The sequence below is a fragment of the Rhizomicrobium palustre genome, assembly GCF_011761565.1.
Taxonomy (GTDB): domain Bacteria; phylum Pseudomonadota; class Alphaproteobacteria; order Micropepsales; family Micropepsaceae; genus Rhizomicrobium; species Rhizomicrobium palustre.
The window spans coordinates 1,794,788-1,820,476 of record NZ_JAASRM010000001.1 but is presented as its reverse complement, the minus strand read 5'-3'; the positions used below and the strand labels follow the sequence as shown (position 1 = coordinate 1,820,476).

Genomic DNA, 25,689 nt, shown 5'->3' with positions numbered 1-25,689 from the left:
ATCTATCCGTTTCGATTATAAGCTTAGAGCTTGGTGCAGGACGGGTTGAGGCAGCCACCACCACCGGACGTGCCGCCGCCGGAGAAGCCCCCACCAATGCCACCGATCGCACCACCGCGGCCGCCGCTACCGCCAATTCCCCCAGTCGCCCCCGTTGTACCGGTGCTGCCGGTCACGCCGGGTGGCTGGGCCGCGACTTCTGCGAGTTCCACCAAGCCCTGCTCGCGAACCTTCTGCTGGAAGCAGTTTCGCTCCAACCCTTTACCTTCATTAGCCAGAGAGGACGCAATTTCACCGGCAACCGCCGGGCGCGTCAGCGCAACATTCGCCGCGGCCGACCCAAGGCCACGCCCGATCGTGCACTCTCCGACCTGATCCCTCTCGGCCGTGCTGATGATTGCCGAAGTAATGGCTCTTGACGCTTCATGGCCATAGATAGAAATCGCTTCGCGGTGCGCAGCGGCAATGGCAAGCTGCTGCTCATCTTCCGTCTTTGCGAGCTTGAGCGCATTGCGCAGCAGCGATTGCACGGCTGCAATCTGCGCGGCTCCGAACACCGCTTGTGCCGTTGCCGGCAAGGCCACTACGGCGGCGGTCAGTAGACCGGCAGAAAAAACTGCGACCGCTTTATTCCGTTTTGTTTGACGCATCGCTGTTACTCCAGATCGTATCGCGCCTACCACAGAAAGCGAAACGCGAGCCCATTAACTACATAACAGCGCAGCTCTCTCTGATGTACCCGCAATTCGAAGAAACATCGCCAAGGCGACATATGAAATTTCTATAAAGATAACTGCTCAGTTTTATGCCAAGCGTGCACAGCGAATGCACAGCAAAACAAGCAAGCATTCATGCGAAGTCGCTTAGATATGCACTGCATACCACTGCGCCAAGCCGATGAAAGAAAACCGAACGGCTAGAACAAGCGCTCAGCAACACGAATGATATCACCCGGATAAACGCGGGTTGCGGTGCTCGCCTTCAGAACGACTTCCTGATCGGTTCCAGCCCGACGGACATAGATGTCCTTATCGTTGGCCCGATAGGTGTAGCCACCTGCCAGAGCGATCGCACCGAGCACATTCAAACCGTTTTCGTAAGGATACTCACCCGGCTTATTGATCTCGCCGATGATATAGAATGGGCGATAGTTGAGAACCTCAACATTAATCTTGGGGTCGTTCAGATAACCACCCTTGAGGGCCCCGGCGACTTCGTTGACGAACTCATGGATCGTTAGCGAAGCTGCACGCACTTGACCAATCAGCGGAAGCTGAACCTGGCCGGAGCCGTCCACGAGGAATTCTCCACTGAGGTCGTCCTCGCCATAGACAGTGACCTTGAGCTTGTCGCCAGTGCCAAGACGGTAATGTTCGTCAACAATAGGCGCCGCAGCGCTGAAAGCATTTGGAGCCGGTTGTGCCTGAGCCGCAGGTTGTCGCATGGCCGTACTAGGACCAGGCAGATCCTGACAGAAAGCAACATCTGACGACGCCATAAAAACGGCGGACGCCAGAGCAAAGCAAAAGACCACGCGCCAAAGCAAGGCAAATACCGACGACATGCTATCCCGCACCAAGAGATACTTTCATCTGGCTCTTCGCGCGATCTTTACCAATAATCCTAGGCGGCGGGCGTGGAATTATTGTCGTCAGCCGACAAAAACGACAATTTATCAGCATACAGTTTGATGGCTGTGAGCCGATTGCTTGCATAAGCGCCCGTATCAATGCCGATGCGATTGGGAAGTACAACCGGCGCTTCGCAGGGCGTGTGCCCGTGCACAATCACTTTTCCAAAACTCCGCTCGCAGGCCAAGAACTCTTCACGAATCCAAAGCAAATCTTCAGAGCTTTGCTTTTCCAGCGCCACGCCCGGACGCACGCCAGCATGGACAAAGAAATAGTCCCCCTCAGTATGTGCATGCTGCAGACTCGATAAAAACTCTGCATGCCCCTTGGGAAACTTCGCCACAAACTCGGCATGCACCTGCGCGATGTCATTTGATAGTACGGGCGGGCGGACACCATAGCTGAGCAGCGTGAGGTCTGCGCCATACGTCTTCCATGCGGGATAGATGGCCGGATTCTGCAGAAACTCGAGCAGCGAGATTTCGTGATTGCCCGCCAGCGGGATGATTTCCCAGCCCGGCACCTTAAGACGGAGGAGAAGTTCAATCACCTCACGAGAGGATGGACCACGATCAATATAATCACCCAGAAAGATCAGAACATTGCGTTCCGCCTTGGGCATCGCGAAAATCTTGAGCAGAAGTTGGTATAATAGGTCGAAACGTCCGTGGACGTCCCCGATAGCGTAAACAACTGTGCTGTCTGGAACCCTGGCGCGCAACGCAGGAGCACCAAATAGCCGGGTAATCCAGTCTTTGCGTTGAGGTTCGTCGCCGTTCACCGCCCGCATTTAACTCTCTAATTCGCCAGTGTGGCGCACCAGGGATCCCGATCACATCAACCGCGTATCGCATGCGATACAGAAGACAACATCGTCTGCGGATATTTCCCAAGACCAATCATGTATAAGGTGATGACTACGCTTACCTAAACCATCGATAGGCAGATAATACAAAGCACCGCGAGATAGGGGCTCATGCCCCCACTAGAGATCCCGCTTAGACTTGTGGTCTTGCGCTCTTGCCCCGCGGTTCTCGGCGCAATCCGTGCGACGAGCTTGGCGAATGCGCAGTTGTCCCACACCCAACCGTCAAGCGCCCACCTCTTTCACTCCCGCCTGTCGCGGGTTTGTGACGTGCTATCTTTATGCTCGTTAACTGTGACGCCAGTTTGTCAACGTCCGGCACAATGAGCTGCGTACGCGAAACACGCCGCAACAAGCGCTCACGGATGAGTTCATTGAGCACCTGCGATGCCGATTGGCGGGAAGAGCCAATAATACTCGCTACGTCCTCGATCTTGAAATCGAAGGGAATCGATGTGCCGTCCAAGACTTTCGTTCCGCGCTCGGTACACAGATCAATGATGAAGCGGATCACGCGCGTCCTGACATCCAGGAACCGAATATCCACAATAATGCGTAAAGCTTGCGCCAAGCGCGCCTCAAGCCATGGATAGGCCGACCAGAAGAAATCAGGATCTGTCGCCATCAGCTTCAAAAAAGCTTCGCGCGGCATAAGGAGTAGTTCGGAGCTGCGCCGGGCGCGCAAGATTAGATCGGCGCTGAGATGAACCAGTTCTCCCCGCTCAACAGCGCGGAAAATCGTGAGTTCTTGGCCTTCAACGCTCAAATACGCGCGAATCTGTCCCGAAATAAGAATAGCAACGACAGGCTCAACAGTATGCGCTTTGCTTAAAGACGAGCCGCTAGGAATTTTAACACGATAAAAGCTCGATAACAGACGCTGGTTTTGCGGCAACTCCAGGATACTTAGCAAATTACGAGACAAAGTTTGGCCCCTAGGTTTCCCCGCAGTCTCTTCAAATAGACAAACTCTGATTTAAGTCAAAATGGAAAACGCGATACAACGTCGTCTAGCCGACAAATCTATGGCCTTGCCGCTCATCCAAATGGGCAGATGTCCGTACACGGTTCATCGCCCCATCCAAACTCCGCAAGTAGCAAAAATCGCTGCGAGAGAAGGAAAACTTTGCGCCGCAATTATTTCTGGCACGACAACCACAAGATGATTTTGGCGCAAAACGCAATGTCATCTTGGCGACGAAAAAAATTAGTGAACTAGGCAAGCCACAACGTCGTGCACTGGCCTCTCCGCGCGCAAGCTAGGCGACATTGCATTGCCAAAATAGGCAGTTGTTCAAACATTAGGCGAACAGGTGCAACGTTTTCCAGCAGCGCGAGAAGTAGAACACTAAAGTTGGGCCAGAAGCCAAACCAGCCGTACAATCCGGTTCAGGATGAATTGAGCCGTCTACGGAATGAATGCGGGCTCACAGGGAATTCTTCCCATGCCAAATATATTCTCAACTCTGTCTTACACCTGACAGACGATGCAGCAGGCTCAGCGTAGCCTTCATGATTATTGCCACCTTGGCAAATATTACGTTGTCGTGACGGTGGAAGGCCGGAAGACATCGCGTGGATCACGCTGATACGCAAAGCATTCGTATAGTCGGTGCTGTCCCGATGAATGCTCCGCCTGATGGCGGGAAATCGCCCTACTCTAGAAGGTCTCGATCTTTTTGGCGAATAGGATTCAGTGAGGAAGGCACAGCCCTCGAAAGATTGGCACCCACATAGCTTTAAGCAGGCGTCCCACGAGCATCTCTAGACAAGGTTTTCCGTAATGGAGAAGGCGAGCAAGATCTTATTGGAATATTGGCGATCTCTGTGCCGAGTTGGCACAATTCCGTCGAGGGACGCGATCGAGCCGAAGGCGCTTAAATCCATCTTGCCCGTGGTATTCCTTCTTGATGTGCAGGGGGAGGTCGGTATCACGTATAGCCTCGCAGGAACGATGCTTTGTGAGCGATATGGACGGGAGTTGCGCGGAACGGCTTTCACAGATCGCTTTGATGACCAGTCACGCCCGAACGTATTGGCCTTATTACGGCGCTGTCAGGAGATCGGCTCTGCGCTATATCTTCATACGCGGGCGGAGCATTCGATCCTCGGCTTTGCCCCGCTCGAGACCATCATCGCCCCGCTCACCTTCCGCGATCAGGGGCCAGTGCGATTTATCGGGGCCACGCATTTCACCAACCCGCAACGCCGCTCCTATTCGGGACATATACTGTCTCAACGGCTGATCCATGGTACCGATATCCCCGCGCACCCTCCTCAACCTATCGCGCAGCCTATGGGAATGCGGATAGCCCCGCACTAGAACCATACTCTTCAGGGTGAGATATTTTGCGTGATGATCGGCGGCAGCGCAGCCCCGTCATATTCGCTGCGCACCATTATGGAACAAGCGGCACGGATTTCATCCGTGTACAGAACGAACCGCCGCTAGACATAGTCACCAGGATTGGCAGTCGCGGGTTGCGGCGACTTGCCATTACAGTATTCCCAAGGACAGCTTATCAAACACAGATTGAAGGACTATACAATAGTACGTAATCGCAAACTTCCGTTGGCGCCTACATCCGTGACGAAGTCAAAATCCGTACCTGGGGAGCATTGCCACTCTCCGCGCGAACGTATTGCTGCATGACATCCAGTGATAAATTACGACACCTTCGATGCCCCGACCTGGAGATGCGTGTTGGGCAGGCGTTGATGCTCAGGACCCTGCTAGGGCTAGTCCTGACGGATGTAAGCGGACGCGTGCTGTGGACCAATCAACCCGCTAAAACCATTCTGGAGCAAAAGGACGGCCTTTTTATTAAGGACGGGCACCTCGCCGTGGGGCGCCATACTGAGCATAAAAAACTCCAAAAGCTGATCGGCGCGGCCGTGCGGGGGGAGGCGCCCAATGAATCGGATGCCTTCCTGATGCTGGCGACGCGCCGCAATGGCAAGGGCCCCCAGCTCGTCCAGATCCTGCCGGTGGAGATTCAGATTTCGCCGGATGGCGAAAGAGCCGAGGCTCTGATCATTCTGAAAGACACGGCCTATAGCGCCGAGCATTATCTTGATCAGGCCGAGGCGGTCTTCGGCCTCAGCGAAGCCGAGAGGCGGGTCGCCGAGCGGCTGCTGCAAGGCCAATCCGTTACCGAGATATCGCAAAGCCTTGGACGGACCATCTCTACCATCCGCTCCGAGCTGAAGAGCATGTTCCGCAAAATGGACATCAATCGCCAAGCGCAGGCGATTCAGGCCTTACTGTCTTTTCCAGGCTTCACGGCGGGCGAATACCCGAGCTACCGCGTGCGGCGGCGAGCCGGATCTCGCGCCAGCCACAGGCAGAACGGGCCGCGAAACGCCCTCGAGACGTGAATATGCCCCCAGACGGCCGCGCCGGTGCTGCACCTTAATTTGCCGGGAGAGATCAAAGCAGCCGAAAACAGCCGACACCCCCATACGGGGGCTGAAAACACGTCGGTCCTGTTTCAGGAGATGTCGTGGCGCACCCGAAAGGATTCGAACCTCTGGCCCCCAGATTCGTAGTCTGGTGCTCTATCCAGCTGAGCTACGGGTGCATCGCGACAGGGCGCGGAACCTATTCATGTCTGATGAGAAACGCAAGCACTCGTTACGCACTTTGCATTCTGTCGCGATTTGCCATGTAACCACCGGAAAACTCCCCAGAAAGCCGCACTTTCGGCCCTTGTCCCCAGGGCCAGCGGTGGTTAAGACTTCCCTCGGCCTTGCGTCTTGAAGGCGCAAGCGGGCTGGAAATATCGCCGCGCCAAGCAGCGCGAGCGGATTTGGAGAGCGGCAATGACGGCGAAATTGCGCGGGCGGGCAACGACTTCTGGCGTTTCTACGCGGATTTTGGGTGCCCTGACCTTGGTGGTGGGGCTCGCGGGCTGCTCCGATGTTGATTCGATGCTGTTCGGTGATTCGGGCTCCGCGCCCGACACAGCCAGCGCCAGCCCGGTTGTCGCCCGGCCTGCGGCGACCCCTTCGGCGGTCAATTCTGCCCCCATATTGGCCAGCTCGGGGCAGGCTGTGACCATTACACCCGTAACCATTGAACCTGGTTCCGATACCGGCACGGCCGTTTCCAAGACGGCGGCCAGCCTTCGCGCCCAGGTCTCTGGTCTGCAAAGCACGCTCGTCTCGAATGCCCAGCGCTATAACGACCTGCGCGGCTCGGGCGCCAGCGCCGCCGCTACCTATTACGAATCACGGGCCAAGATCACCAGCCGCCTCCAGATCGGCACGACCCGTGGCAACCCGGAACTCGTCGCCGAATGGAACCGGGCCCAATCCGCCCTCGACCAGCTCGCTGGCAACATCAATTCCCTGAACGCCTTGGCGGGCGCGGTGGCAAGCGATGCCTCGACCGCCCATTATGCCCTCGACCAGATTGCGGCGACCTTCAATGTCTCCGGCGCGGTCGATGAAGACCACCGCCAGCTTCGCGTTCTGCAGGATGAGACCAACCAGTCCATCGTGCTGATCGATCGCCTGCTCGGCGATGTTTCGGCGGACCTGCAGCGCCAGACCGCCTACGTCGCCAACGAACGCGCCAACCTGACGACGCTTGCGAGCGCCATCAAGAATGGCGAGCTCTATGGCGCCGATCTCAGCTCCCCGATGCTGAGCACCGCCATGGCAAGCGGCCCGCGCGCGGCCTATCCCGCCTCCTCCACCCCGCTGGTGGTGATCAAGTTTGATAAGCCGGACGTGAGTTATCAGCAGATTCTCTACGCGGCGCTGACCGAAACCCTGAAAGTACGCCCCGGCGCGGCCTTCTCCATCGTGGCGGTGTCGCCCACCCGCGGCACGACCAGCGCGGTGCAGCTTGCCCAGACCACGGCCCATCGCCACGCCCAGGATGTGCTGCGCTCCATGACGGACATGGGCGTGCCGGCGGCGCGTCTGGCGGTTGCCTCGCAGACCGACCCGACCTCCACCTCAACGGAAGTGCGGGTGTTCGTCCGCTAAGCCGGGCAACAAACCAATAAGAAAGGCGGGCAGGATTTCCTGTCCGCCTTTTTTGTATCTGGTGTGTATCGGACGCCTATTTCACACCGTTCTCGGCAAACCAGGCCAGGGCGTGGGCCCAGCCGGTCTTGGCATCGGCTTCATTATAAGAGCCGCGATAATCGGCGAAGAAACCGTGCTGGGAGGCTTCAAAAATATCGATGCGGGATTTCGTATTGCCGCCCTTGGCAAGGGCCTCGCGCATCTCGGCGACGTCCACGATCGGGATACCCATATCCTTGCCCGCGTAATTGCCAAGGATAGGGGCGTGAATCTGGGGCGCGAGTTCGATGGCGGTTTTGGGATGAAGCGCATCGGTCTTGCCGCGTAAGGGGCCATACCAAGCCACACCAGCCTTCACCCGGGGATTATGCGCGGCATAAAGCCAGACGATCCGCCCGCCCCAGCAAAAGCCGGTGATGCCGAGCTTGGCTGTATCGGCGCCCTCGCCCTTGGCAAAAGCCACGGCGGCGTCGAGATCGCCCATCACCTCGTTATCGGGCACCTTGCTCACCACATCGGAAATAAGCTGCTCGATATGGTTCATGTCGTATTTGCCGGGGTCGCCATAGCGGGCATAGAGCGCAGGCGCGACGGCGTAATAGCCCTGATGCGCCAGGCGGCGGCAGACATCCTTGATGAACTCATGCACCCCGAAAATCTCCTGCACCACCAGGATGACCGGCGCATGGGTTTTATCCTTGGGCCGGGCGCGATAGGCGGGAACCCGCCCATCACCTACCTTGATAGAGACCTCACCGGCTTCGAGCCCGGCGGTATCGGTGAGAATGGCGGCAGCGTTGATCGGCCCCGCTGCGAGGGTGAAGCCTGAAACAAGTCCGGTGGCGATGAAGGCCCGTCTATCGGTCATGGCAGCGTCTCCCAATGTGTGATCACAAAAACGTGTCGCGGTAACTCCGTACAGGGCCGAGGCTTTCGGCTTCATAGACGCCGCGGGCGATGGCGCGGGCCAAGCTATCGGCGGCCAGAACCCCAAGCCGCATCACCTCCAAAGGGCGCGGCTCCTTCAAGGCGCGCCGGCCGGTCGACAGCGCATAGATAAGGTCGCCATCAAACGGCGTGTGCACCGGACGCAGCGCGCGGGCAAAGCCATCCGCCGCCATGATGGCAAGGCGTTTGAGCTCAATACGGGTCAGCGCGGCATCGGTCGCGATGATGGCGATGGTGGTGTTCTCACCGGCCCGCACCGCGCCCTTCATGTCCAATGGCAAAAGTGGCCCAGGTTTCAGCTCTGGCGAAGGGCGTTTGCCACCGAACTCACCTGCCATCTCGAAAGGCCAAGCCCAGAACACATCACTGCCCGGCAGCACCGGCGAGCCGACCGAATTCACCGCCACCAGCGCGCCGACCGTATATTCATCTTCGGTAACCGCCGAAGCACTGCCGAGCCCGCCTTTATAAGCACCTGCGATAGCGCCCAGCCCGGCGCCCGCATTGCCGAGCGCAAAATCAATCCCGGCAGCATCCGCCGCTCTCTGACCCAAACGGCGATAGGGCGTTTCATCGCCCCAATCCTTGTTTCCGCCACTCGCCAGATCAAACAGGATGGCGCCGGAGACAATCGGCACGCGTGGCAGGCCGGGGGCAATCTCATAGCCGCGCCCTTGCGCCTTCAAGACGCTTTGCACCCCGGCAGGCGCATCCAGCCCAAAAGCCGAGCCGCCCGAAAGCACCAAGGCATCGATGCCTTCCACCAACGAGACCGGATCAAGCGCATCGGTATCGCGCGTGCCGGGCGCGCCGCCACGAATATCGACCGCACAAGGCGAAGGCACATCGCCGATCAGCACCGTCACGCCGGTGCGTACGCCAAAATCCTCGGCATTGCCGACTTTAAGCCCCGGCACATCGGTGATCAGGTTACGGGCGCCTTGGCGGATCATGTTCAAGAGGCTAGCCTTTTGAGGATTTCTCGGAAAGCCTTAGCATGAAGCGATTTCTCCCCGTTCTTTTTGCGGCCTTTACCTTTTATTCCGCCGCTGCGCCGCAAGCATCGGCTGAGGAGATCGCCCAAAAACACCTGATCGCGGCGGCCAATCCTTACGCTGCCGAAGCCGGGCTACAAATGCTGAGGAAGGGCGGCTCGGCCATCGACGCCGCCATCGCCGCGCAGATGGTGCTGACCCTGGTCGAGCCGGAATCCTCTGGCATTGGCGGCGGCGCCTTCATGATGGTCTATGATCCCAAGACCAAGAAGCTGACCAGCTTTGACGGGCGCGAGACGGCACCTGCTTCGGCGAGCCCCACCATGTTCCTGGATGCGAACGGCCAGCCGCGAAACCATATGGACGCCATTCCCGGCGGGCTGTCGGTCGGCGTGCCCGGCGTCCTCGCCATGATGGAACTGGCGCATAAGAAATACGGCAAACTTCCCTGGGCCGATCTTTTCCAACCGGCCATCGCACTCGCCGAAAAGGGCGTGCCGGTGACCAAGAAGCTGGCGAACCTTCTCAAGAACTTTCCCCAAGTCGCCAATATGCCCGACATCAAGCGCCATTTTGGCAAACCCGATGGCAGCTTCGTCAAAGCGGGCGAGGTCTTGAAGAACCCCGAACTCGCCGAAACCTTCCGCCAAATCGCCAAGGGCGGCGCCCGCGCCTTCTATACAGGCCCGATTGCGGCGGCGATTGTCGATAAGGTGCAGCACGCCCCGGTCAATCCAGGCGGCATGACGCTGAAGGACCTCGCCAAATATCGCCCCGCTGAGCGCGACGCGGTGTGCGGGCCCTATCGCACCTATAAAGTCTGCTCCATGGCACCGCCAAGCTCCGGCGGCATCACGGTCTTGGCGACCTTGGGGATGCTGGAACGCTTCAGCCCGCGAGACTTGAAGCCGAACACGCTTTCCGAAATCCATCTTTATGCCCAGGCGAGCAAACTCGCCTTCGCGGACCGCAATCTTTACATCGGCGATCCAGGTTTCGTTCGCGTGCCGGTAAAAGGCATGCTGGATAGGCGCTATCTTGCTGCCCGCGCCAAGCTGATCGATGAGACCCATGACATGGGCCAAGCCGAACCCGGCACCCCGCCGCAGCTTCACGCCCGTTTCGCCCCGCCGGTGCAGGAGGAAATCCCCGCCACCAGCCATATGTCGATTGTCGACGACCAGGGCCGCGTCGTTTCCATGACGACCACGGTCGAGTTCTTCTTAGGCTCGGCGATGATGGTGAAAGGCTTTGTGCTGAATAATCAGCTGACGGACTTTTCCTTTGTGCCCGAATGGAACGGCAAGAAAACGGCCAATGCCCCCGCCGCGTTCAAGCGGCCGATGAGCTCGATGTCGCCCTCCATTGTCTTCAACAAGGATGGAAGTTTCCTGATGGCGATCGGCTCGCCCGGCGGCCCCGCGATCATTCCTTATGTCGGCACCACCTTGGTGGCGATGCTGGATGGGGGCCTCTCGCCCAAGGCCGCTGTCGCTTTGCCCCATCATGTGATGACGGGCGGTGTGCTGCAGCTTGAAAAAGACCCGGGACTTTCCGCGCTGGCCCCGCAGCTTACCGCCATGGGCTATGAGGTGAAGAACGCCACCTCCGAGACCTCCGGCCTGCATATCGTAGAGAAGGTGAAGGGCGGCTATATCGGCGCCGCCGACCCCAGACGCGAAGGCGTGGTGCTGGGGGACTAGAGCACAAGATCAACCCTCCCCTTGAGGGCTGGGTATTGCTTTTGGGTGAATTAACCCAAGCTGTCATCCCGGCCGCAGTGCGCGCTGCGAAGCAGAGAGCACGCAGAGCCGGGATCCACTTCGACAATGTTCAGATTTCTGAGCGGGTCCCGGATCGCGCCCATATGCCAGATGACACGATCATCGCGGGCGCGTCCGGGATGACAAGATGGGGCTCGCAACCCCAAACGCGATAGACCACCCTCAAGGAGTGGCTAGGCGCTTATGTCCAAACCACAACCGCTTGATCTTTGTTTGTCGTGTTTGGAGGAAAAGGGAGGGGGAGACCCTCCAGCTACGCGTCATTCGTGGCGCATATGGAAATGTGAAAATTTACGTTCCAGTCGGCGTTTTTCGCCGTAAGTGGCTGATCGCAAAACTTTTTCGCCGGAAAGTTTGGGCGCAGCGAAGACGCGCCCTCGCGGCTTTTCTAAAATCGATCCCGACGCGATCAAAGAGCTTCATAGATATGGGAAGCAATGTGCCCTCTCACAAGCCATTAAATAGATTTTCGCCCCACAAGGTCACTAAGGCGATGTATGCCAGAGCGTCAAAACAATATTTCTTTGAACCCGGATCACGCACTCTGCAGCCGCATAGATTCTCCGCAGAAAAATCAGGCCCAAATGTCCGAATATCTCCCAAACCCAGTTGGCAAAATGCAGAGCGAAATCCAGCTCGCAGGCTTTCACTACATTGTGTGCATGAAGACTAGACCGACTAACGCGGATTGTAAGCTGTCGCTGGAAAATGTGGAATATAGCTTTGAGAACATAAGCGAACAAAAAAACGATACATTACACGCTGAATTCCAGAGGTGGGCGTCAAGCTGTGTACTGAGGGATCTAATCGAGAGCTTCTCTATTTTCCTCATGGAGCTATATCGAGAAGCTTTGAAGATAAAGCCGTCCCGCCGTTATTCGACCACCCTGGAGAAATTTGAAAGAATGGGAATTGAGGACCAGCTGGATGTCATCTCTACAGACTTCCAGATTGATCCGAGGTGGGCAGTTAGGTTGGCGGGATATAACAAAGCTCGTAACTCGTTAGCACATCGACAAGGCATAGTCGGAGCGAGAGACGTCACAGACGGCAATGAACTTGTTATTCGCTGGCTGGTGGCAAAATTTGAACTGATAGAAGGTCAGGCACAATCCGTTGTTATAAACAGCCCCATGAAAGGACTAGTGCAAGCTCAGCATATTGAAGGTGCACCGGCACGCGTAGAAATAAATGACAAAGAGAAGCGTATACCTGTGGGATCAGCGATACATTTTTCTCCAGCAGATATTCTAGAAGTTTGCCAAACACTTCAACTCGCCACCGCTGCGTATGGTTTAATTTTGGAGCCCGATGTAAAGCCTCAGCGGTAAGGACCTAAATTGACATTATGACTCGTCAAATTTATTTCTCGCCACCACCGACCTAAATCACAAAACTAGGCTCACCTACATTTTAGCCTCAATGTGGGAAGTGGGAGTGACGCAGAGTTTTTCTATTCGATCAAAGCTCTGACGACAAACTAACCAATGTCCAACGAGAGGTCCCTTCAACTGCAGAGTCGTGCATCTTTGCAATATGGCCACTTCGCGGCTGAAGCGCGGCCTTGTTGCGGGGCCCTTTTTCGGCACAGCCCGGCCGCGCAACCCGCACCAATCTCGCGGCGTTCTTACCCCCGACATGAGAGAAGAGAAAAACTCCCGTACGGAAAAGCACTCCGTACCTAACCATCCTTCTGATGGCGGCATGGCCGAATAAGAAAGGCTGACGATCCTTAGAAGGAACTCGCATCGATGGCGAGACTCTTTAGGAGATCCGAGATGAATGCTTTTCATAAGCACGATGTCGAATCCGACAATCTGACCATCTATCGCCCGAATGCGCGGCAGGATGAGATTCGCATTATGCCGGAACACCAGCTCAGCCAGAGCCCGGCACAGCGAGATGCTATAACCCAAGACCTCGCAGGCCATGATTTGCGCGGCTTTGAGCCCATGCCGGACAGCGATCCGGAAAGCTCGAAAACCAAGCTGATGATCGGTGCGGCCTTTGTTGCCATCCTCTTGGGTGGTGGCGCGCTCAGCTACGCAACAGGCATGTGGAATTCACCGCCCCAGGCCGAGAATGTGGCATCCAATGTGCCGGATAAGCCCGTTCCGCCGTCTGCGCCGGCCGAGCAGGCCAATACGCAACAGAGCGCCGCTCAGCCGAGCGATATGCCCAAAGGCGTGATCGCAGGCGAGCAGGCGAGCGAACCGACCGCGCCTAATACCGCACCAGTGACACCGAAGAGCGCGTCTGATGCGCCCAAAAGCACAGCCGAGCCGCGCGCCGCCAAACCGGTAAGCCGCCCGGCAAGCAATGCGCCCGCGGTGCCGCGTGATGCCGTGCAAACCACGCCAAGCACCGCCGTCCCGAACACGGCAGCACCGATAGCGCCTGCAACGGTGGCTCCGGAGACCGTCGCGCCGACGCCAACTCCGACGGTGCCGAGCAGCGAACAGCCGAGCGCGACAGTGCCGCAAGAACAGGCGCCGCAATCACCGGAGCAGCAGACGGAGCCTGCAGCTCCTCCGCAGCAGTAATCTGCTCGTCTCGATGATGATCTGCGTTAAGGGCGGGCCTCCCCGCCCTTAGCCTTCCGGCAGTTGTTTTGACACCGACACCACAATGTATGTGGCCGGTGTGGCGCCGATGTTCTTCAAGCCATGGGTTTTGTTCGAGGCGGTGAAGACGATATCGCCAGGGCCGGTGGGAATATGGCTGCCATCGCTATGAATGTATTCGAGGCTGCCGGTCTGAATGAAAAGCCATTCCGAATTGGGATGCGCATGGGGAGGATGAGGCATTTCGCCTGCAGGCAGCATGGTCTCGTGAATCTCCACAAACTCGCCCGTTGCCAGCGTGCCCGCCATCACCCGGCGCTGCTCGCCGCCATTATCGAATTTGCGCAAAGGCAGGTCGGCATATTTCAGCACGCGGCTTTCGGTGAGAGACGCCCCATCCGCCGCCTCGGCTTTGCCGAACGCACCCGCCATGCCGATCATCCCCAGCGCGGCGAAAAGGCCGCGGCGGTCGAGTGCGTTGTCCATCCCTGTCTCCCTGTATTTTTTACGGCTTCGGCTTGATGTCTCCGCCGATCGAGACGATGGCGTATTTCACCGGGCCGGACCCGATGTTCTGAATCTGATGGTTGGTACCATAAGCGACATAGAGAACATCGCCAGGGCCAGCTTCCTCTGTCACGCCGTCGTGAATGAAGGCGAGACGCCCCTCGCCCACGATGATGAGTTCGGAATGCTCGATGGCATGCGCAGGGTTGGGGGGGGCGCCTTGCGGCTGCATCGATTCGTGCAAGCGCACTGCCTCACCCGTTTTCAGTGTACCCAGGATAAGATCACGCGCCCCGCCGCCATTGGGAAAACTGCGCGCGGGCGCATCATCGCGATGATAGACCTTCGAGCCATCCAAGGGAGAGCCATCCGCGAAAGCCGCAGCGGTGATAAGATCGAGCGCGAGAGTGGCGAATAGCGGTGCCTTGGCCTTCATGCGGCAGTTCCTGTTTTGGGGCTGCAGGCGTCTTTCACCCGCGCTTTCAATTTCTCGAACTGCATAACGTTGTCGATGCGCGCTTCAAGGAATGTAATCGTCGCAGCCTGATCTGCGCTGTCATCACCGAACCAGGCGATCATGGTGGAAGACAAAACGCCCGCGAGAATTCCACGCTTGCTGTAATAGTTGAAATCGGTGGAGAGATCGCCCGCCGCGCGCCAAATCACATCCGCCGAATGCCAAACAAGTTCGGCCCCCAGGCCCGCATGTTGCGGCAAAGCCAGAAGAAGAGCGGCTTTGCGTGCCGCGGCCTTGTGCGGTTTCAGGATCGCAAGACGCGCAAGCACCGCCACTTGGATGCGCTTGCGCATCGGCAGTTGCAGAAGGTTCGCACCCTTCAAGTTCTCCGCGAGCATCGTATCGGTCCTTTCAGACCAATAGGCGATGACGCCCGCCATGCCATTCGGAAAAAGAGTATCGGGCGCACCTCTTTCGCGCAGCACACGTGTAAGTGAAGCCGGGGTGAAACCGTCTTTCTCGGCATGCGCAAGCACGCCATCCAGCACAGCGTCTTTCAAAGCATCATTCAGAGCGTCGGGCATGCGAACTCCTGCGGTGGGGGCAGAGGATTATCCCCGCCCCCAGCGCAAAAGTCCAAAGCTCAGCGCCCCATACAATCAACTCTTGAGCGACGATCAGCTATCGGGCCCAGTGCGGCGCGGCACCCTGACGTCAACATCGACCACACCCGATTCCGATCCAGAGATCTGGCCCTTAGCCGGAATCGGCCCGCCCTTGGCGGCGAAACCGAAATAAAGGCTTTCGGTCATTCCCGAACGGCCCGGACAAATCGCCTTGGCAAAGGTGAAGGTTAGCCGATTGCCGGTCTGGCTCACTTGGGAAAGTCCGGCGCCGGCATTGCCGTCCACCACAAAGACTTCGCCAGGCGAGCCATATTCGAGAGTTGCCACCGGCCCGGTATCGAGCACCATTTTCGACACGCAATTCGGTGCACCGAGCGCCATGGACCGGCTCATATCAATGAAAAAGGAATAGCCCGTCAGCCCCGCGGCTCTGGTGCCAGGAAGCCCGGGATAGGTGCGGACCAGGAGCTTGCCCTGCCCCGCGCTGCCAGGAAGTTGGAAGTAACTCACCGAATCGGTGGGTGTGATGCCGCATTTCGGAGAAAACATGCAGGCAACACCGACAGGTGTAACTTTGACGACTGCCAGTTGTCGGGCCATTGCGCTGGGCACCAGAGCCAGCGCAGACGCGGCGAGACAGAGGCACGCTTTTGAAACGCGCATACCAGCCTCCCCCATTTGGAGTCGAAAGCGAGTGTGCGCCTCAGTTCAACCGCCAGCAAGCAGCGTCAACCGCGATGCTCCAACGCAGGGGACGCATAGGGGGAGATGGTTTTCGAATGGGAGCTTACAATTTCCGTCATGGCCGGGCCTGACCCGGCCATCCAGGCGGTGAGTGGACTTAGCCCACTGTAGGGGCTTCTGCGGTGAGCAATGGATGGCCGGGTCGGAGCCCGGCCATGACGATAAGTAGAGGAAGGGTGTCGCTCCGAGGGCTCCCCCTACCCCTTCACCCAATGGCGGATTTCGCTTTCGAAAATCAGCGGGCGCAGGTCCTTCATGCGCTGGGGGTAGAGGATGCCTTCGAGGTGATCGACCTCATGCTGCACCACACGGGCATGGAAGCCCTTGGCGACGCGCTCGATTTTATGGCCCTCGTGATCAAAGCCGCGATAGCGGATATGGGCGGGGCGCTCCACCAGACCGCGAAGCCCGGGCACCGACAAGCAGCCCTCCCAGCCGGGTTCCGTTTTCTCATCCAGGATTTCGATCTCCGGGTTGATCAGCACGGTGAGCGGGGCGGTCTGCTCATAGCGTTCTTCATCAGTCAGGCTGTCGGCGCGCTCGGCCGGGGCCTGGAACACCACCACCCGGAGCGAGACATGGACCTGCGGCGCGGCGAGGCCCGCCCCATTGGCATCCACCATGGTCTCGAACATATCGGCGACCAGGCGTTTGACCTCGGGCGCGGTCGGGTCGGCCACGCTTTCGGCCTTCTTCATCAGGACGGGGTGGCCCATGCGGGCGATTTTCAAGATGGCCATGGCGAATTCCATGATGTTTGCGGGGCTTAGGCGCCATTTTGGGGCCTAAATCCTTCCCCGGGATTTAAGATTTTAACCTCGAAAGCCGGGCTTTGGCGCACCAAACCCAAAAATCACACGCCCTGCGGCAGAATCCGCCCCCGAATGCGTTGATTCAAGGGGGGCACCATGTGGACTTGGGGTTGGGCATCGGATATATAGCCGCCCCTCAAAGAACAAACGGAGTGAGACTTTTGCAGATCATCGTTCGCGACAATAACATCGACCAGGCCCTCAAGGCGCTGAAGAAGAAGATGCAGCGTGAAGGCATTTTCCGCGAAATGAAACTGCGTGGCCACTTCGAGAAGCCGAGCGAGAAGCGGGCCCGTGAGCGCGCCGAAGCGATCCGCCGTTATCGCAAGCTGCAGCGCAAGCGCCTGCAGCGCGAAGGCTTGCTGCCGAAATAAGCGCGACTGTTCTTTGAGCAGAGCTTTAGGCCGTCCATCTGGGCGGCCTTTTTGCGTTGGAAAATCGCAGTTGAGCGCGAATCTCCCCCTGAGGGGCTCCAAAAAAGCATCACCCGCCAGAGACCGGTAAGCTTCTGGCGGGCGATACCCACGGAACTACAGCCTTCCTGATGTGGGTGTGCGACAGCGTTGCTTCAAGGCTGCACGAATGCCGCAGCGCGCAACCCAGCCATGCTGCGCACGCCGGGATTAAAACCAGCCTCTCCGTGATTGACTGCCCGAATAGGATATTGGGCGGGCAGGATGCGGCGGGCAGCGATTTTCTCTTTTTTGGCGATTTCTCTGGCGTTTGGGCCGATCCGTGCGGAGATGACCCCCGCCGACCGTCTAGCCGATTACGACTACCTCATCGATCAGATCGCTTCCCATTACGCCTATTTGCCCGAGCGCCATCTGGATTTGGAGAAGCTGCGCACCCTTTATCGCGGCGCGGCGGAGAGCGCGGCGGGGCGGAACGACTTTCTGCATATGATTGAGAAGGTGGTGGGCGAGCTGCACGATCCCCATGCCACCCTCAACCGCAACACCCCCTCCTCCCCGCAATTGATCCCGACCGGCGCCGAGCTTTGGGCCGAGCTCCAAAACGGCCGCGCGATCATCACCGAGGTCCGCCCTGGCAGCCCCGCCGAGAAGGCCGGTATCCGCGCCGGAGCGGTGTTGGAAAACCTCAATGGCATTTCCATCACGGAGGCGGTGCGCGCGGCGGCCCCCAAAGCGCTCATCGAGCCCGATCCCGACGCCGATAACGCGACCTTGCGCGTGCTCTTGGCGGGAACTCATGAGGGCGAGCGCCGCCTCAGCCTCAGTCAGAATGGGGCGCGCAAGGAGGTCACCCTTGCCCCTTACGCGCCGCTACAAAGCCAAGCCCCGGTCACCGCGCGAAAGCTTGAGCATGGGATTGGCTATATCCGCATTGAAAACAGCCTAGGCGATACGGAGACAGTCGCGGCCTTCGATGCGGCGGTAAAAAAGCTCGGAAAAATCCGCGCGCTGATCCTCGATTTGCGCAATACGCCGAGCGGCGGCAATACCGATGTGGCCGAGCCCATTCTGGGGCGCTTCATCGCGAAACCCGCAGCCTATCAGCGCGTCTTTGAACCAGGACCCGGCAAGAGCTTTCCCAAAGACTCCTGGCTGAAAATGGTCAGCCCGCGCGGGCCCCGCATCACCGCCAAGCTGGTGGTGCTCTGCGATCATTGGACCGGCAGCATGGGCGAAGGCATGACCATCGGCTTAGATGCCTTGCGCCACGCCACCAGCATTGGCACGCCCATGGCGGGCTTGCGCGGCGGCACCGGCCCTTTCACCCTGCCCCATAGCGGCATCACGGTGCATTTTCCGATTGAGCGGCTGTATCACGTCGACGGAACCCCGCGTGAATTCTGGCAGCCGCGCATTCTCATCGATCTCACAACGCGCGGCCCGGGCGATGTGATATTGAACCGCGCGCTGGAAGAAGCGCGGCGCTAAGGGCAAGCTGAAAGGCATAACTATGAACGAATTTCTGAACGGCGCCTGTCATTGCGGATGCGTGCGCTTCAGCGTCAAGCTGCTCGACGGGTTCAACTCCATCCGCCGCTGTACCTGCTCTTATTGCCGGATGCGGGGCGGCACGCCTGTCTCGGCGCGGGCCGAAGAGCTGACCATCCTTACGGGGGCGGAGGTGCTAAAGCTTTATCGCTTCAACACCGGCGTGGCGGAGCATTATTTCTGCTCCAATTGCGGCATCTACACCCATCACCGCCGCCGCTCCAACTCGGCGCTGTTCGGCGTCAATGTCGCCTGCCTGGAAGGCGTGAGCCCCTTCGATTTCCCCGATATCCCGGTGGTGGATGGCGTCAATCACCCCAACGATACCGGCACGACGCGCGTGGTGGGCCATCTGCGCTTTGTGCCGGAATAGGTGCGCGGATCGCAGTGGGTGAAGGCAATTTCCGGCATGCGCTATTAGTTGCCCTTTACAGGGCAAATTACCCGCAGCAATGCGCGCTGGGCCTGCTATGGTTCCTTCAACATGCACGGAAATCGCCCGATGTTGCCTGAACAGCCCGATGACCTCACCAATGAAGAGCGCGTCCTCTTCGGCGCGTACAAAACCGCCGCAGATTTAGCAGCCCAGTGTCGCCAACTCAGGGAGATGAATGTTTCGATCAGCGAAACTGCGCTGATCGAAGTGATGAACGCACTCATGACTGAGTTCTGGGATCAGCGCTTTTCCCAAACAGAAATTCGTAAAGCTTTCACGGCTGCTTTGGACGACATGAACCGCTACGCAGGAGGGATGGAGCGTCGGTAGGCGAACGTCGTGTTCTGGCGCCTCTAAAACATTCTCCGTCGCAGCGTTTCCCCTATCCCCCGCCAACTTGACCTGCGCGGCCTAAAGCTGTAGAGGCTACACACCTTTCGCGCATGCACGTAGGCTTTTTGAGCCTTGGCGCGGAGATTTTTCCAAAACTTCCGTTCATCCTTTCGTGCATAGGACACGGCAACTGGCGCAGCGGCATTGGCCGATGTGCCCGAAGGATGAAGTGTGACTGACGTACAGAACCCGGCCCAAGAGGCTGGTTTTGCGAGCTTTGGCCTGCCCCAAATTCTGCTGAAGGCCCTGGTCGACGCGGGCTATCAGACCCCGACCCCGATCCAAAATGCGGCGATCCCCGAACTCATGAAAGGCCGCGATATGCTGGCGCTGGCACAGACCGGCACCGGCAAGACCGCCGCCTTTACCCTGCCCGTGATGGCGGTGCTGAGCCGCGCCCATGGCACGCGCCAGCCCAGATCGGTGCGCGCGCTGATCCTGGCGCCTACCCGCGAGCTTGCCATCCAGATCCACGACAATGTGCGCACCTATGCCAAAGGCTCGCATATCCGCTCCACGGTGATTGTGGGCGGCGTCTCGATCAACAATCAGATCAAGGAACTTTCCGGTGGCGTCGATATTCTGGTCGCCACACCGGGCCGGCTTCTCGACCACCTGTCGCAGAAGACCGTGCGCATCGATACGGTGAGCCATCTGGTGCTCGACGAAGCCGATCGCATGCTGGATATGGGCTTTATCCGCGACATCAAGAAAATCGTGGCGATGCTGCCCGCCAAGCGCCATTCCATGCTCTTCTCGGCCACCATGCCGGGCGAGATCGAGGAGCTGGGCCGCGTGCTGCTGCATCAACCGGCGCGCATCGATCTTTCCCCGCCCAAGCGCACCGCGGAAAATATCGAGCAGGTGGTGCATTTCGTTTCCGCCGCCGATAAGCGCCCGCTCTTGGTGAACCTTCTCAAAGACAGCGCCATGAGCCGGGTGATCGTTTTCACCCGCACCAAGCATGTCGCCAATCGCATCGCGGAATTTTTGGGCAAGAACCGCATCGAGTCCGAAGCCATTCACGGCAACAAATCGCAGAATGCCCGCCAGCGCGCGCTTTCCCGCTTCAAGGCCGGTGAAGTGCGGGTGCTGGTGGCGACCGATATCGCCGCGCGCGGCATCGATATCGATGACGTGACCCATGTGGTGAATTTCGATCTGCCCAACGAGGCGGAAAGCTATGTCCACCGTATCGGCCGCACCGCGCGTGCGGGCAATGCGGGCAAGGCGATCAGCTTTTGCGATGCCACCGAAAACGAGTATCTGCGCGACATCGAACGGCTGACCAAGATGAAGCTGACGGTGGCCGGCGGCGAGATGCTGCCGAGCGAACCCAAGGCGCCGCGCGATTACGCCAAGAAGCGCCCCTTCCATGGCGGGCGCAAACCCGGCGGCGAAGGTCGTGGCGAGAGCCGCAGCGATGCGGGCGAGCGCAAGCACAGCCATCGCGGCGGCAAGCCCGCGGGCAAAAGCGAAGCCCGCGGCGCGCAAGGAAAGCCCGCCCAGGGCAAACCGCAGCGTTCAGGCCGCCCCCAGCAGCGCAGTGGCGCCCAGCGCCGCCCGGCGAACTAGATTTCACACCTGTTTCGTCATGGCCGGGTCAAGCCCGGCCATGACGGCGAATTGGTGACTTGCCCTGTGCTGTTTCCCGGTGACTAATGCCTCCCGTTCGGCGGGAGGACATCATGAAAATACTAACCGGACTTTTTGCGACGCTGCTGCTCGGCACAACGGCGCTGGCGGCGGCGGATGTGAAGCCGCGCGTGATCGTGGTCTCCGATATCGGTAACGAGCCGGATGATTCCGAAAGCTTCGTCCGCTTTCTGCTTTATACCAATCAGCTTGATGCGGAGGGCTTTGTCGCCTCCACCTCCACCTGGCAGCGCGACATCATCCATCCCGAATTATTCCGCGAACGCATCGAGGCCTATGGCAAGGTGCTGAAAAATCTGCGCGCCCATGACAAGGCCTATCCTGACGCCGCCAAGCTGATGGCCCTCGTCAAAAACGGCCAACCGCATTACGGCATCGCCCATGTCGGCGAGGGTTTCGATACCGAGGGCTCCGACTGGATCATCGCCCAGGCCGACAAACCCGACCCGCGCCCCTTATGGGTGGTCAATTGGGGCGGCAGCGCCGATCTGGCCCAAGCGCTTTACAAGGTGAAGAAAACCCGCACGCCGGAACGGCTGAAAGCCTTCATCGCCAAGCTGCGGGTCTATTCGATTTCCGATCAGGATGATGCCGGGCCTTGGGCGCGAGCAAATTTTCCCGAACTGTTCTGGATCGCCTCCATCCATGCCTTCAGCCAATATGAAAGCGCGACCTGGACCGGCATTTCGAGCGAGGTGCATGACGATCCAAAAGCCGAGCATATGACCGGCCCCGATACGCGCCTGGTCACCAATGCCTGGCTCGATGCGCATATCCGCAAAGGCCCGCTGGGCGCGCTCTATCCGCAGCACATCTGGATCATGGAAGGCGATACGCCCTCTTTCCTGAACCTGATTTCGCGCGGACTTTCCGATCCCGAACATCCCGAATGGGGCGGCTGGGGCGGGCGCTATGGCAAGATGGCGCCGCAATGGGGGCTTTATTCCAATACGCCCGATACGGCGGTGGGGGTGGACGGCAAGACCTATCACACCAGCCAAGCGAGCATCTGGCGCTGGCGCGCGGCTTTCCAAAATGATTTCGCCGCAAGGATCAATTGGACGCTGACGGATAAGTTTTCCGGCGCCAATCACGCGCCGAAAGCGGTGTTGAATGGGGATACTGGTTTTGCGCCGTTACAGCTGCGCGCCAAATATGGCGAGGCGGTGAAGTTCTCGGCGGAAGGCTCCAGCGATCCTGACAAGAACACGCTGAGCTATAAATGGTGGATTTATAAGGACGCGAATTCCCCCAGCGTGGAGCCGGTGCTGACAGAGGTCGATCCGCAACATGCTTCGCTGGTGGTGCCGAAGCCCGCCTCCGGCTGGCCCGGCGAAGGGCCGGAGCGCGAAATCCATGTCATCCTGGAAGTGACGGATAACGGCACGCCATCACTGGTCAGCTATCGCCATGCCGTGGTGACGGCGGGACCGTAAGCTTTTTGGTTCACGCGGAGACGCGGAGGCGCGGAGGCGCGGAGCGGCCCGGATCATTTCCTGCGATGTTGGAGATATGCGAGGGAAGTTGCGCTGCGCGCGTGTCTCTCTGCGTCTCCGCGGCTCCGCGTGAAAATACCCTTCGCCCTACTTTCTCCCAGTTACCTGCCTGATCAGCGCGCTGAGGCTGGGGGGGCGTTCGCTGGTGAGGACGTTGCGGGCGAAAACCCTTCCCATCTGGCGGATGAGGAAGAAGGTGGTGAAGAGCGTCAAAAGCGTGGTTGCCCAAAGCTCGAAGGCGGATGGGTGGAAGGGCAACCTCAGAAGCATGAAAAACGGCGTGTAGATCGGAATCCAGGAAATCACCTGCGCCAGAACTCCGTTGGGGTCCTGCACGATCGGCCCCAGCAGCATCATCGGCAGGATGATCACCATGGTCGCCGGACCACTCAAAGCCTGGGCATCGGGCAAGGAAGATGAGGTGGCGCCGATGCCGAGGAACAGCGCGGCATAGATCATCAGCCCGCAGAGAAAATAGAGCAGCACCAAGGGCGCCATCAGACCGATGCCGGAAAGCCCGGCCAGGATCACCGGAACGGCCTCGTCCGAGAAGGGTGCGGTCATCGCAAAACCTATCACCGCCCAGCCGAGAATGGTGGTGAGGGCCAGGGCGACCACGCCTAGAAGCTTGCCGGTCATGATTTCATGCGGGCCCGCGCAGGAGAGCAGCACCTCGATCATGCGAGTGGATTTTTCCTCCACCACGCCCTGCAGCAAGAGCGCGGCATCGGAAAACGCCACCAGGAAGAGCAGCAGCGCGAGCCCCGCGGGCACCAGCTTGGCCACCTGATCCTTCCAATCGGTCGCCTTGTGCTTGGAGGCATCCACCGGTTTGACCGGCGCATCGACATCGAGGGTGACACGATCCTGAAGCCCGGGCGCCACCAGCGCCTGGTTGCTCTTGAGGCGGAAGGCGTCGGTCAGCGCGCCCCGGATGAAGGAAAGCGATTGCTGGCTGTCGAGATTCCAATATTGCGCCGACGTCTCACCGCCCGGCGCAAAGCCTTTGGGGATCAAAATAATGGAGGTGAGGCGCGAGGGACGGCCAAGCGCGGTGACCGACAGCGCGCCTTCAAGATAGGCCCTTGCGGCCTCACTGTGCCCGGCAGCGAAATCGCTGCTGAGATCGGCGGGTGCGGGGACCAGCACAATGGACGGCTTGGGCGGATCGAAAGCGGGCGCATCCGGTTTCAGATGCAGCTTCTCAAAGGCGGGCTGCCAGCCGCCGCGATCCATAAACGCCTTGATGCTCGCAATCCGTTCGGGCGCGGCAAGAAGGCGGGCAAGGGCGGGATCGGCTTTGGCGAGGGCCGGCATATCGGCGTATTTGCGGGCGTAATCGGCAAAATCACGCAAGGTGTCGCGGGCGTGATCTCGCTCCACCGCGATCGCGATAGAGGGCGCATAGCCTCCGGCGAGATCGACCACCGTCATCACATTGGTGCGCGGGTGGCTGGCGGCGAAGCGCGGGATGGCGAAGGAGAGCCCCATCAGGAGCGGCATCATCACCAGCGAGATGAGAAAGCCGCGCCGGGTGACGTATTTGACGAATTCCTGGCGGGCGACAAGGAAGGTGCGGCGGGGCGAGATCATTGGGCCTTCTCCACCACGGAAACGAAGACATCGTGCAGGCTGGGCGGGTTGACGTTGAAATAGTCCGGCACCACCCCGGCATCGAAACAGGCTTTGAGAAGCGCGCGCCCGTCTGCCCCCTCTTTCAGCTCGATCCGCCAATAGGTCCCGCTTTTCGGCGGATGCACCGCGGCGACACCTTCCACAGAGGCAAGGAAAGATAAATCCGCGGTCGCACCGATCTCGGCCCGTTTGGGCAGAAGGTTCTGCGCCTCCGCGAGATTGCCCTCGAAGCGCTTCCTGCCCTTGGCGAGAATGACGAGGCGATCACAGAGCCGCTCCGCATGCTCCATGGTGTGGGTGGAAAAGAGGATGGTCTTTCCCTCCGCCGCCAGCTCTTGCAGGAAGTGGGTGAGGTCCACCTGATTGACAGGATCAAGCCCGGAAAAGGGTTCGTCCAGAATGACGAAGTCCGGGTCATGCGCCACAGCCGCCAAAAGCTGGACCTTCTGCGACATGCCTTTGGAAAGCCCTTCCATGCGCACCCGGGCAAACTCCCCCAGCCCGAAACGCTCCAAAAGCCCTTTGGCGCGCATCTTGGCCTCGCGCACCGGCACACCTTTCAGGGAGGCGATATAAGCGATGGCGTCATCGGCCCGAGCTCGGCGGTAAAGCCCGCGCTCTTCCGGCAGATAGCCGATGCGGGACCGCATCTCCTCCACCTTGCCGCCCAGGACTTTGATGCTGCCCTCGTCCGGCGCATAGATGCCCAGGAGCATGCGCAAGGTCGTGGTCTTGCCCGCGCCATTGGGACCCAGAAAGCCGAGGATGCCGCCGCGCGGCAAGGCGAGATCCAACTGATCGACGGCAGTGAAATCGCCGAAGCATTTGGTCACCCCGGATAGTTCGACCGCGTAACCCGCCATCTGAAGCCCCCGTTCTGAAAGCTAACAAACCGGCTGCGGCAGAACGCGTCAAGCCTGTTCGCAAAGCCTCCCAATTGAGAGCGGAAATTACAAAAAAATATTGGGACCGCCTCCCCGCTTTGACACAAACGCGTCAATATCGGCGGCTCAAGATGGACGCATTCACACACGCCAAGGATCAGGGGGCTTTCATGCTGAAACGTATTCTTATGGCATCACTTCTCATGGCTGGGGCAGCCCATGCAGCGGACACGCGGCCCGTCCTACTGTCCATCA

Annotated in this window: 25 protein-coding genes and 1 tRNA gene; 12 read left to right on the top strand and 14 right to left on the bottom strand. The window is 59.1% G+C overall.

Annotated elements, in window-relative coordinates; genetic code table 11:
- Positions 1-23: 23 nt before the first annotated feature.
- The 4 genes from FHS83_RS08345 to FHS83_RS08330 form a co-directional block, all read right to left on the bottom strand.
- Positions 24-650: a hypothetical protein gene (locus FHS83_RS08345; RefSeq protein ID WP_167082530.1), complete on the bottom strand. Its 627-nt coding sequence runs from the start codon at positions 648-650 to the stop codon at positions 24-26.
- 266 nt (positions 651-916) lie between these two features.
- On the bottom strand, positions 917-1,564 hold the full coding sequence (locus FHS83_RS08340) for a polysaccharide biosynthesis/export family protein (protein ID WP_167082529.1): 648 nt from the start codon (positions 1,562-1,564) through the stop codon (positions 917-919).
- Positions 1,565-1,623: 59 nt separating this feature from the next.
- The gene (locus FHS83_RS08335; protein ID WP_167082528.1) at positions 1,624-2,421 is read right to left on the bottom strand and encodes a metallophosphoesterase family protein; all 798 of its coding nucleotides are present in this window, start codon (positions 2,419-2,421) and stop codon (positions 1,624-1,626) included.
- A 208-nt stretch (positions 2,422-2,629) separates the two neighbouring features.
- Positions 2,630-3,421 (bottom strand): Crp/Fnr family transcriptional regulator, encoded by a 792-nt coding sequence (locus FHS83_RS08330; RefSeq protein WP_167082527.1) that lies wholly within the window; start codon positions 3,419-3,421, stop codon positions 2,630-2,632.
- 858 nt (positions 3,422-4,279) lie between these two features.
- Between FHS83_RS08330 and FHS83_RS08325 the strand changes: the two genes are divergently transcribed.
- Positions 4,280-4,819 (top strand): PAS domain-containing protein, encoded by a 540-nt coding sequence (locus tag FHS83_RS08325; RefSeq protein ID WP_167082526.1) that lies wholly within the window; start codon positions 4,280-4,282, stop codon positions 4,817-4,819.
- A 395-nt stretch (positions 4,820-5,214) separates the two neighbouring features.
- Entirely contained in the window at positions 5,215-5,874 is a 660-nt protein-coding gene (locus FHS83_RS08320) for a helix-turn-helix transcriptional regulator (protein WP_167082525.1), read from the top strand.
- A 126-nt stretch (positions 5,875-6,000) separates the two neighbouring features.
- On the opposite strand, the gene FHS83_RS08315 is transcribed toward FHS83_RS08320, so the two are convergent.
- Positions 6,001-6,077: transfer RNA gene (locus FHS83_RS08315), tRNA-Arg, on the bottom strand.
- Between the two features lie 241 nt (positions 6,078-6,318).
- Between FHS83_RS08315 and FHS83_RS08310 the strand changes: the two genes are divergently transcribed.
- A complete protein-coding gene (locus FHS83_RS08310; protein WP_167082524.1) occupies positions 6,319-7,491 on the top strand; it encodes a hypothetical protein in 1,173 nt (390 codons plus the stop codon).
- A gap of 76 nt (positions 7,492-7,567) precedes the next feature.
- Here FHS83_RS08310 and FHS83_RS08305 read toward each other — a convergent pair whose 3' ends face one another.
- Positions 7,568-8,401 (bottom strand): dienelactone hydrolase family protein, encoded by an 834-nt coding sequence (locus tag FHS83_RS08305; RefSeq protein WP_167082523.1) that lies wholly within the window; start codon positions 8,399-8,401, stop codon positions 7,568-7,570.
- Positions 8,402-8,423: 22 nt separating this feature from the next.
- The gene (locus tag FHS83_RS08300) at positions 8,424-9,434 is read right to left on the bottom strand and encodes a P1 family peptidase (RefSeq protein ID WP_167085350.1); all 1,011 of its coding nucleotides are present in this window, start codon (positions 9,432-9,434) and stop codon (positions 8,424-8,426) included.
- Between the two features lie 44 nt (positions 9,435-9,478).
- On the opposite strand from FHS83_RS08300, the gene ggt reads away from it, so the two are divergent.
- From ggt to FHS83_RS08285, 3 genes are all read left to right on the top strand, one after another.
- The gene (ggt, locus tag FHS83_RS08295) at positions 9,479-11,179 is read left to right on the top strand and encodes a gamma-glutamyltransferase (RefSeq protein ID WP_167082522.1); all 1,701 of its coding nucleotides are present in this window, start codon (positions 9,479-9,481) and stop codon (positions 11,177-11,179) included.
- Between the two features lie 578 nt (positions 11,180-11,757).
- On the top strand, positions 11,758-12,591 hold the full coding sequence (locus tag FHS83_RS08290) for a hypothetical protein (protein ID WP_167082521.1): 834 nt from the start codon (positions 11,758-11,760) through the stop codon (positions 12,589-12,591).
- A gap of 447 nt (positions 12,592-13,038) precedes the next feature.
- The gene (locus tag FHS83_RS08285) at positions 13,039-13,803 is read left to right on the top strand and encodes a hypothetical protein (RefSeq protein ID WP_167082520.1); all 765 of its coding nucleotides are present in this window, start codon (positions 13,039-13,041) and stop codon (positions 13,801-13,803) included.
- A gap of 48 nt (positions 13,804-13,851) precedes the next feature.
- Here FHS83_RS08285 and FHS83_RS08280 read toward each other — a convergent pair whose 3' ends face one another.
- The 5 genes from FHS83_RS08280 to def form a co-directional block, all read right to left on the bottom strand.
- Entirely contained in the window at positions 13,852-14,310 is a 459-nt protein-coding gene (locus FHS83_RS08280) for a cupin domain-containing protein (RefSeq protein ID WP_167082519.1), read from the bottom strand.
- A 19-nt stretch (positions 14,311-14,329) separates the two neighbouring features.
- Positions 14,330-14,767: a cupin domain-containing protein gene (locus tag FHS83_RS08275; RefSeq protein ID WP_167082518.1), complete on the bottom strand. Its 438-nt coding sequence runs from the start codon at positions 14,765-14,767 to the stop codon at positions 14,330-14,332.
- Positions 14,764-15,372, bottom strand: coding sequence for a COQ9 family protein (locus tag FHS83_RS08270; RefSeq protein WP_167082517.1), 609 nt, complete (start codon positions 15,370-15,372; stop codon positions 14,764-14,766). The genes FHS83_RS08275 and FHS83_RS08270 overlap by 4 nt, the downstream gene beginning before the upstream one ends.
- Before the next feature lie 93 nt (positions 15,373-15,465).
- Positions 15,466-16,077, bottom strand: coding sequence for a hypothetical protein (locus tag FHS83_RS08265; protein WP_167082516.1), 612 nt, complete (start codon positions 16,075-16,077; stop codon positions 15,466-15,468).
- A gap of 278 nt (positions 16,078-16,355) precedes the next feature.
- Positions 16,356-16,898 carry a peptide deformylase gene (def, locus tag FHS83_RS08260; RefSeq protein WP_167082515.1) on the bottom strand — a complete coding sequence of 181 codons (543 nt, stop codon included), beginning with the start codon at positions 16,896-16,898 and terminating at the stop codon, positions 16,356-16,358.
- A 233-nt stretch (positions 16,899-17,131) separates the two neighbouring features.
- Here def and rpsU point away from each other — a divergent pair, with 233 nt between their 5' ends.
- The 6 genes from rpsU to FHS83_RS08230 all read left to right on the top strand — a co-directional run bounded on the left by rpsU (position 17,132) and on the right by FHS83_RS08230 (position 22,855).
- A complete protein-coding gene (gene rpsU / locus FHS83_RS08255; RefSeq protein WP_167082514.1) occupies positions 17,132-17,344 on the top strand; it encodes a 30S ribosomal protein S21 in 213 nt (70 codons plus the stop codon).
- Between the two features lie 303 nt (positions 17,345-17,647).
- The gene (locus FHS83_RS08250) at positions 17,648-18,874 is read left to right on the top strand and encodes a S41 family peptidase (RefSeq protein ID WP_167082513.1); all 1,227 of its coding nucleotides are present in this window, start codon (positions 17,648-17,650) and stop codon (positions 18,872-18,874) included.
- Between the two features lie 22 nt (positions 18,875-18,896).
- On the top strand, positions 18,897-19,307 hold the full coding sequence (locus FHS83_RS08245) for a GFA family protein (protein WP_167082512.1): 411 nt from the start codon (positions 18,897-18,899) through the stop codon (positions 19,305-19,307).
- A gap of 129 nt (positions 19,308-19,436) precedes the next feature.
- Entirely contained in the window at positions 19,437-19,700 is a 264-nt protein-coding gene (locus FHS83_RS08240) for a hypothetical protein (RefSeq protein WP_167082511.1), read from the top strand.
- A 234-nt stretch (positions 19,701-19,934) separates the two neighbouring features.
- Positions 19,935-21,338, top strand: coding sequence for a DEAD/DEAH box helicase (locus FHS83_RS08235; protein ID WP_208414311.1), 1,404 nt, complete (start codon positions 19,935-19,937; stop codon positions 21,336-21,338).
- Between the two features lie 113 nt (positions 21,339-21,451).
- Positions 21,452-22,855, top strand: coding sequence for a nucleoside hydrolase-like domain-containing protein (locus FHS83_RS08230; RefSeq protein ID WP_167082510.1), 1,404 nt, complete (start codon positions 21,452-21,454; stop codon positions 22,853-22,855).
- 147 nt (positions 22,856-23,002) lie between these two features.
- On the opposite strand, the gene FHS83_RS08225 is transcribed toward FHS83_RS08230, so the two are convergent.
- Positions 23,003-24,508: an ABC transporter permease gene (locus tag FHS83_RS08225; protein ID WP_167082509.1), complete on the bottom strand. Its 1,506-nt coding sequence runs from the start codon at positions 24,506-24,508 to the stop codon at positions 23,003-23,005.
- Positions 24,505-25,413 carry an ABC transporter ATP-binding protein gene (locus FHS83_RS08220; RefSeq protein ID WP_167082508.1) on the bottom strand — a complete coding sequence of 303 codons (909 nt, stop codon included), beginning with the start codon at positions 25,411-25,413 and terminating at the stop codon, positions 24,505-24,507. Before FHS83_RS08220 ends, FHS83_RS08225 begins: the two co-directional genes overlap by 4 nt.
- Positions 25,414-25,689: the final 276 nt, after the last annotated feature.